Source organism: Clostridium sp. HBUAS56017 (assembly GCF_007115085.1).
Classification (GTDB): Bacteria; Bacillota; Clostridia; order Clostridiales; family Clostridiaceae; genus Clostridium; species Clostridium cibarium.
The window spans coordinates 10356-17420 of record NZ_SULK01000037.1; the positions used below are offsets into that span (position 1 = coordinate 10356).

Below are 7065 nucleotides of genomic sequence, written 5' to 3' on the forward strand. Positions count from 1 at the left end.
ACTTATTAGTTGTGCTCTTTGAACTTTTTAAGCTCATTACACCATATATCTACTAATTCTCTTAACTCTGTAGTTTCAATTTCACACCAGTTACCCATTCCGTCTTCAGCTAAATTATCATATATTTGTGTTTTATCCTTATGAATTTCCACACCACATACATTACCATTTAATTCTTCATATTCACTTTTACCACTTAGAACATTATCCAATCCTTCGATAACATAATCCTGAAAAGCTTGTACATCACTTTCTAAAAATGTTGATATTATCTCTTTAGATTTATCCTCAAATTCAATTAATAACTCCTTTTGTCCATCCACCAGTTCCAATTCTCTTAATTTATAACTATACATTTTTTCAACCTCGCTCTATTAAAATTTAGGATACGCAGATATAATTTTTCCACTTGCATCAATAAACATTTCAATTTTCATTCCTGTTGATAACGTACCAATAAAAGTATTCCCTCTAACAAACGTTTTATTTATATATGCCTCATTTATACCATCTATAATATCTTGAGCACTCCAACTTTTAGGAAAGAACGATGACTTACCTCCATTCCCCATTTTAGGCACACCATTAACTTCAACCTTCCCAGTATATACTCCAAATTCATTAGGTAATGATTCTGTTCCTTGAATTATATTTCCTTTAGCTGTTGGCATTCCTTCATAATGAAAGCCTACAGCCTTACCTCTAGCATTTAATTCACCTTCTAAAATATGTTCCAAAGCTCCATTCTTAAAATTCTCTATATTATTTAGCTTTGAAATATCATCTACAACTACAGCCGCCCCCTCAGAAGCTCCACCTCTAAGTTTACCAATTATATTCCCAAAACCACTTCCGACTGGCCTACCTTTATACCCAAGCTTTGTAAGTACAGGGAAAAGTCCTGCTGCTATAAATGGCTGAGTGAATTCTCCCACCATAAATTCTGATCCAATTCTAGCTGTTTCCTCATCACAACCTCCAGCCTTAAAAATCATATACTGATCATTCATCATAGATCCACCAGTGCGTATCCAAAATGCATCAAAAAAATATTTCATTTTTTCAAAAAAGCTAGTACTGTCATCTCTAATCCAATATCTATCTTCATCAAAGTCACTCATTTCATCAACTAAAGCTTTTTCTCTTATCTTATCTATATCATCAAAATTTCCTAACTCTTCTGCGGCTTTTCTTAACTGACTTTCTTTCAATACTTCATAATTTTTCTCAAAATCTAAGTTTCCTATTTTGTTGTTTTTACAATAATTATTATATCCGCTATTTATAGCTAGTTCTAGTGTTGAATCCGCAGCTTTAATTTTTTCTTTATAATCTTTCAATTTTGAACTTAATGCTTCTACTTTTCTTTTATCTGTTTCTAAAGATCTTTTTACACTTTGAAGTTTTGACAATTGATTAGAAACTGATCCCTTATACTTGATTCCTAAATTAATTAAGCTGTTTGTTGTACCATTTATTGCTATTATTTCACTTGTTAATTCTTCAGATGTTGATTTCAACTTTTTTATTGCAGAATCAACTTCATTATAACTTATTCCTATCTTCCCCATTATATTAAATCCTCTATCACTTTACAATATTCCTGTTAAACTTCTACTTGCATCATTTAATTTAGAAGATTCTATTTCAACTTTGCTTAATAAATCTCTTAAAAACTCAATATCTTTAATATGTTGCTTAAATCCAAATTCCCAATCTGCATAAATGCAACTCACAAACTTCTCTTTAGCTTCTCCTTGGAATCCTCTTTCATCTAAATATCGTATTGTATTTATCAGATCATTTAGAATTCTACGTAAATCATTAGAACCATTCTTATAAATTATTTTAGCCTCTCGCATTTTATCATTATTCATTATTACATCCATTTGTTTCCCCCACCTTTATCTTATGTAATATATATTATTTCTTATTTTTTTGTTCAACCTCTCTAGCTAAATTATCTAATCCACTTTTTATTGAACTATGACTGTTTTTGATGGAATTATTTATATTATTAATTCCTGATTGCAATGATACATTGTCTTTTATATATAAACCGCTAGAAATCAAATTTCTAAACTCACTTTTGTACCCTTCTATCCTACTTATACTCTGAGATACCTTATTTAAATTTCTTTTAGCATCCTCTATAACTGCTTTTTCATTTCCAAAACCTAATCCTATCAAAATTACTAACTCTCCTTATTTCATCTACTGTACAGGATATTACATTTCCATTGAAAAGTAGTTTATAAAATACTATTTATTTTTCTAAACAAAATTCCTATTATCCTGATTATTATTATGCTCTATTGCCTTTCCAAACATAGTACTTAATTCATTATCCCTCTCTACAAAATTCCTTTTAATCTCCTTAAGTCTATCTTGTAGAAACTTTAATTCATCAATATATTTTTCAAAATTGCCATCTAACTTCGTAAATTTTTCTACAAAAGCATCATAACTTTTACCTTTCCAATCTTCGCCTAAAGAATTATTACAATTCTTTAACTTTTCACTAACATTTTTAATATCATTTACTATACTACCCATCTTTCTTTCAACAGCATCCACTACCATTATGTTCAATTCTACCTTTTTCCCCACCTATTTACCTCCTGTTCCTTTTTTACCTATTATATCATAAATTTAATTATTTTGAATTTTTCACAATGAAAAAACCTTTAATAGATACTCATTTTTGTATCTACTAAAGGTTTAGTTTAATCTATCTTAAATAAAATCACCATTATCGTAAATTTCTTTTGCTAATGGGAATGGCTCAAGGGCTCTTTCTAAAATTCCTTGAACATAACCTATAAGTACTCCGTAATTAACAATAGGAATCTCATGTTTAACTGCACTTTCTATCCTTGAAAGCATAGCCATTCTATTAAGCATACATCCTCCACAGTGAATAATAAGCTTATATTTCTTTACATCCTCAGTAAATGTGTTTCCTGAAGAGTATTCAAAGTTTATCTGTTTTCCAGTCATTTGACGTACCCATCTTGGAATTTTTACTGATCCAATATCATCACATTGTCTGTGATGGGTGCATCCTTCTGAAATCAGTACATTATCTCCATCTTCTAAGGATTCTAATACCTTAACTCCTTTTACAAGTTCAATAAGATCTCCCTTATATCTCGCTTGTAATATTGAAAATGATGTAAGCATTATATCTTTAGGGGTATCTGCTGATGCCTTTAAAAACACCTGCGAGTCAGTTATAACAAGCTTAGGCTTTTTCTTTAAATTTTCAAGTGTCTCTCTAAGCTCATGTTCCTTAGTTACAACAGCTATAGCATCACTTTCTATTATATCTCTTATAGTTTGTTGCTGTGGCAAGATAAGCCTTCCTTTAGGAGCTGCCTTATCTATAGGTGTAACAAGAACAACTATGTCACCTGGACTTAAAAGATCTCCAACTAGCTTAAATTTATCTTCATCATCTGGCAGTAGTTCTATAATTTTTCCCTTAAGATTATCTATTCCACTTTTATTAAGAGCAGAAACTGAAACAACAGGGCTGCCAATTTCTTTTTCTATATCAGCTATTTCTTCTTTTGTCATACTCTTTTCATCTGCCTTATTAAAAATGCAAACTATAGGTATTTTCTTTTCTTTTATTTTGCTTATTATATCTTTATCATTATCAGTAATTCCAATAGTACTGTCTATTACCATTAAAGCAACATTTGTCTTTGTTAAAACTTCAAGACTTTTCTTTTTTCTTGATTCCCCTAGTTCGCTTTCATCGTCAAGACCTGCTGTATCTATAATCATACATGGTCCTATAGGTAAGATTTCTATAGCTTTGTAAACAGGATCAGTTGTTGTCCCTTTTACATCAGAAACAATAGAAATCTCTTGATTTGTAAGGGCATTTATAATACTTGATTTACCTGCATTAGTCTTTCCAAATAAAGCAATATGTACTCTTTCTCCAGAGGGTGTTGTATTTAAACTCATGTAATTACTCCTTTTGAATTATTTTAATATCTATATTTTCTATTATAATATAAAATATAGATATTATAAAACATTTAAGGAGTGTTCATTTTGGATTATAGATTAGAACAAGATTTATTAGGTGATAAAAATATAAAAGTTTCATCATATAGCGGAATAAATACAGCAAGAGCACTAGAAAATTTTGATTTAGGTGGCAAGACTGTAAATTTGCATCTTATTAAAGAAATTGCCCTTATAAAAAAAGCTGCTGCTATGACAAATAAAAAATTAAAATTTCTTCAAGAAGATAAAGCTGATGCAATAATAAAGGCAAGTGAAGAAGTTATAGATGGAAAATTTGATAATGAATTTAAAGTAAGTGCATTTCAAGGTGGAGCTGGTACATCTACAAATATGAACGTAAATGAAGTTATAGCTAATAGGGCAATTGAACTTTTAGGTGGAGCTAAAGGTGAATATGACTTAGTTCACCCTCTTAACCATGTTAATATGTCACAATCAACTAACGATGTTTACCCTTCTGCCCTTAGAATTGCTGCAATTAGACTTATAAGAAAGCTTAGCACTTCCTTATCTTCCTTGCAGGAAGCTCTACAAATTAAAGAAAATGACTTTGCAGATATAATTAAGCTAGGTAGAACTCAGCTTATGGATGCTTTACCTATGACAGCTGGTCAAGGGTTTGGTGCATATGCAAAAGCCATTGAAAGGGATAGATGGAGAATATATAAAGTTGAAGAAAGATTGAGGCAGATTAATCTTGGAGGTACTGCAATAGGTACTGGTCTTAATGCTACAAACAGGTATGTATTTATGATGACAGATATCATTCAAGATCTCACAGGTCTTGGAATCGCAAGATCCGACTACCCTATGGATATTACGCAAAACTGTGATATTTTTGTAGAAACTTCTGGATTATTAAAATCTTGTAGTGTAAATCTTCTTAAGATTTCAAATGATTTAAGGCTACTTAATTCTGGTCCTCGCGGTGGATTTGGAGAGATAATACTACCTAAGATGCAAGCTGGATCAACCATTATGCCTGGTAAAGTTAATCCTGTTATTCCTGAAATGGTTGCACAGGTTAGCTTAAGGGTAATTTCTAATGATACTGCTATAACTATGGCAAGCTCCATGGGACAATTAGAATTAAATGCATTTGTCCCACTTATAGCAGAATGTTTATTAGAATCTTTAGAACTTCTTGATAGAAGTGTAGTGCTTTTTAAAGAAAAATGCATAGATGATCTCTTAATGGATAAAGATAGATGTTTAGAAAACTTGGAAAACTCCTTAGTTTCTGCAACTGCTCTTGTTCCTTATATAGGATATGATAAGGCTAGCCTAGTATCCAAAAAGGCTTTATCTAGTGGAAAGACTATAAGAGAAATTTTATTAGAAGAACAGATATTACCTATTGAAACTATAGATAAAATATTATCTCCTAATGAATTAATTAGGACTCATATATCTGGAAAATAAATTAAAGACTTTTATATAAAAAAACAGGCAGTATTTAGACTGCCTGTTTCCTTATAAATTATATGACTATTATGCTTTTTATTAACCATTAGAATCTATAATTTCTTTTAGTGTTATATTTTCATTTTTAAAGCGAGCATTAGGATTTTTCTCTTTTTTAAGTTTAATAGCTTTCTGAGGGCATAAATTTACGCAAGAAAGGCAAAATTCACAATTGGTACCATATATAGGCTTGTTCCCATTAGATTCTTTACTTAATGAAAGATTATTCCTAGGACATACCTTACTACAAGTTCCACATCCATTACATTTATCATTAATAAAAAAGTTTTTTGGAGATTGAAGGTTTGGCATTAACTTTCTTCCATTCTCAACACAACTATTCAAAATACTATCTAGTAATGAGCCTTTTCTAATAAAATTCTTCTTTTTAGAAACATCCTTTAATAAGTGACTTAAGTTTTCTTCTATATTTTTAGGTTTTTGCTTCTGTTCTTCTACATCAAAAAATGGCAAGTAATTATCAACCATAAGCAAGCTATTGGCATAGTGTATTGTTATATTGTTCTTCTTTGCATATTCAACAAACCACGCTGGTCCATTACCTACCATGTTACCATATGTTAAAATAGCAAAAATATATGAACTTTTCAGCGTTACTTTTTCAATAAATTCACGAACTATTTTAGGTGCAGTAAGTGCATAAGTAGGAAATATAATACCTATTTTATCATCTTCAAAGGTAAGTTCATTATTCTTTAACATCTTTGGAATTGAGTATAATTCTCCTTCAAATCTTTTTGCAACATATAAACTGTTTCCTGTACCGGTAAAATAAAATATCTTCATATTAACCTCCATAATGATTCTGGAAATTTTTGTTTCAAACTTATTATATACTTTAGAAAAAATTAATTCTACATTTATATTACAAAAAAGATAGGACTTGACAAAATTATCTATTAGAATGATAATTCATTTAGTAAACGTTTTAGTGGGAAACTATCAATGGGGGAATATAAATGGATGATAATGAAAAAACTGCTCTTGCAAAGGATATTGCAAAGAAATACATACTTTTAAGAAAAACTGTTATGCAAGCACCCCAGTCAGAGCATATAAAACCAAATGAATTTACGCTGTTAATGGTAATAATTGAACGTATAACTCCAGAAGTTAGAGGTGTTAAAGTCTCTGAATTAAGTACAATTTTAAACATAACTCCAGCTGCTGTTACTCATATGATTAACTCCTTAGAAAAAAAGAAATGCCTAGAAAGATTATCAGATAATAAAGATAGAAGAATAGTTCTTGTTAAACCAACTCCAGCTGGAAAAAAGGCTATCGAATCTATGAAGAATAAGTTTTTTAATAACCTTAAGGAATTAATTGATTTTATTGGAGAAAAGGATAGTCAAGAATTAATTAGAATTCTAAGTTTAATAAGTGATTTTCGTGACTTAAAAAAAGATAAAAATAGTTAGATAAATTCTTAGCCTTAAAAATAAAATTAATCGAGAATGTAGATAGATTTGTGTAAAACAAATCTACTACATTCTTTTTTTGTATTGTTTGATGGTAGATTTGGAATAATATACT

The 7065-nt window shown here is 30.0% G+C and carries 9 protein-coding genes; 2 read left to right on the forward strand and 7 right to left on the reverse strand.

The genetic code is table 11. The features are described 5' to 3' along the window. Positions 1 to 5: 5 nt before the first annotated feature. The 6 genes from FAY47_RS19250 to hydF all read right to left on the reverse strand — a co-directional run bounded on the left by FAY47_RS19250 (position 6) and on the right by hydF (position 3978). Positions 6 to 356, reverse strand: coding sequence for a hypothetical protein (locus FAY47_RS19250; RefSeq protein ID WP_143318550.1), 351 nt, complete (start codon positions 354 to 356; stop codon positions 6 to 8). Positions 357 to 374: 18 nt separating this feature from the next. After that, positions 375 to 1571, reverse strand: a complete 1197-nt coding sequence (locus FAY47_RS19255) for an EndoU domain-containing protein (protein WP_143318551.1) — start codon at positions 1569 to 1571, stop codon at positions 375 to 377. A gap of 21 nt (positions 1572 to 1592) precedes the next feature. Then, entirely contained in the window at positions 1593 to 1889 is a 297-nt protein-coding gene (locus FAY47_RS19260; RefSeq protein WP_143318552.1) for a hypothetical protein, read from the reverse strand. Between the two features lie 34 nt (positions 1890 to 1923). Further along, positions 1924 to 2190 carry a hypothetical protein gene (locus FAY47_RS19265; RefSeq protein WP_143318553.1) on the reverse strand — a complete coding sequence of 89 codons (267 nt, stop codon included), beginning with the start codon at positions 2188 to 2190 and terminating at the stop codon, positions 1924 to 1926. Between the two features lie 84 nt (positions 2191 to 2274). Next, positions 2275 to 2610, reverse strand: a complete 336-nt coding sequence (locus FAY47_RS19270) for a WXG100 family type VII secretion target (protein WP_143318554.1) — start codon at positions 2608 to 2610, stop codon at positions 2275 to 2277. Between the two features lie 126 nt (positions 2611 to 2736). Beyond that, complete coding sequence (hydF, locus tag FAY47_RS19275) at positions 2737 to 3978, reverse strand: [FeFe] hydrogenase H-cluster maturation GTPase HydF (protein ID WP_143318555.1); 1242 nt, start codon at positions 3976 to 3978, stop codon at positions 2737 to 2739. Between the two features lie 90 nt (positions 3979 to 4068). Here hydF and FAY47_RS19280 point away from each other — a divergent pair, with 90 nt between their 5' ends. Then, entirely contained in the window at positions 4069 to 5466 is a 1398-nt protein-coding gene (locus FAY47_RS19280; protein ID WP_143318556.1) for an aspartate ammonia-lyase, read from the forward strand. 81 nt (positions 5467 to 5547) lie between these two features. On the opposite strand, the gene FAY47_RS19285 is transcribed toward FAY47_RS19280, so the two are convergent. Continuing rightward, positions 5548 to 6315 carry an EFR1 family ferrodoxin gene (locus FAY47_RS19285; protein ID WP_143318557.1) on the reverse strand — a complete coding sequence of 256 codons (768 nt, stop codon included), beginning with the start codon at positions 6313 to 6315 and terminating at the stop codon, positions 5548 to 5550. Between the two features lie 173 nt (positions 6316 to 6488). On the opposite strand from FAY47_RS19285, the gene FAY47_RS19290 reads away from it, so the two are divergent. After that, a complete protein-coding gene (locus tag FAY47_RS19290; RefSeq protein ID WP_143318558.1) occupies positions 6489 to 6950 on the forward strand; it encodes a MarR family transcriptional regulator in 462 nt (153 codons plus the stop codon). Positions 6951 to 7065: the final 115 nt, after the last annotated feature.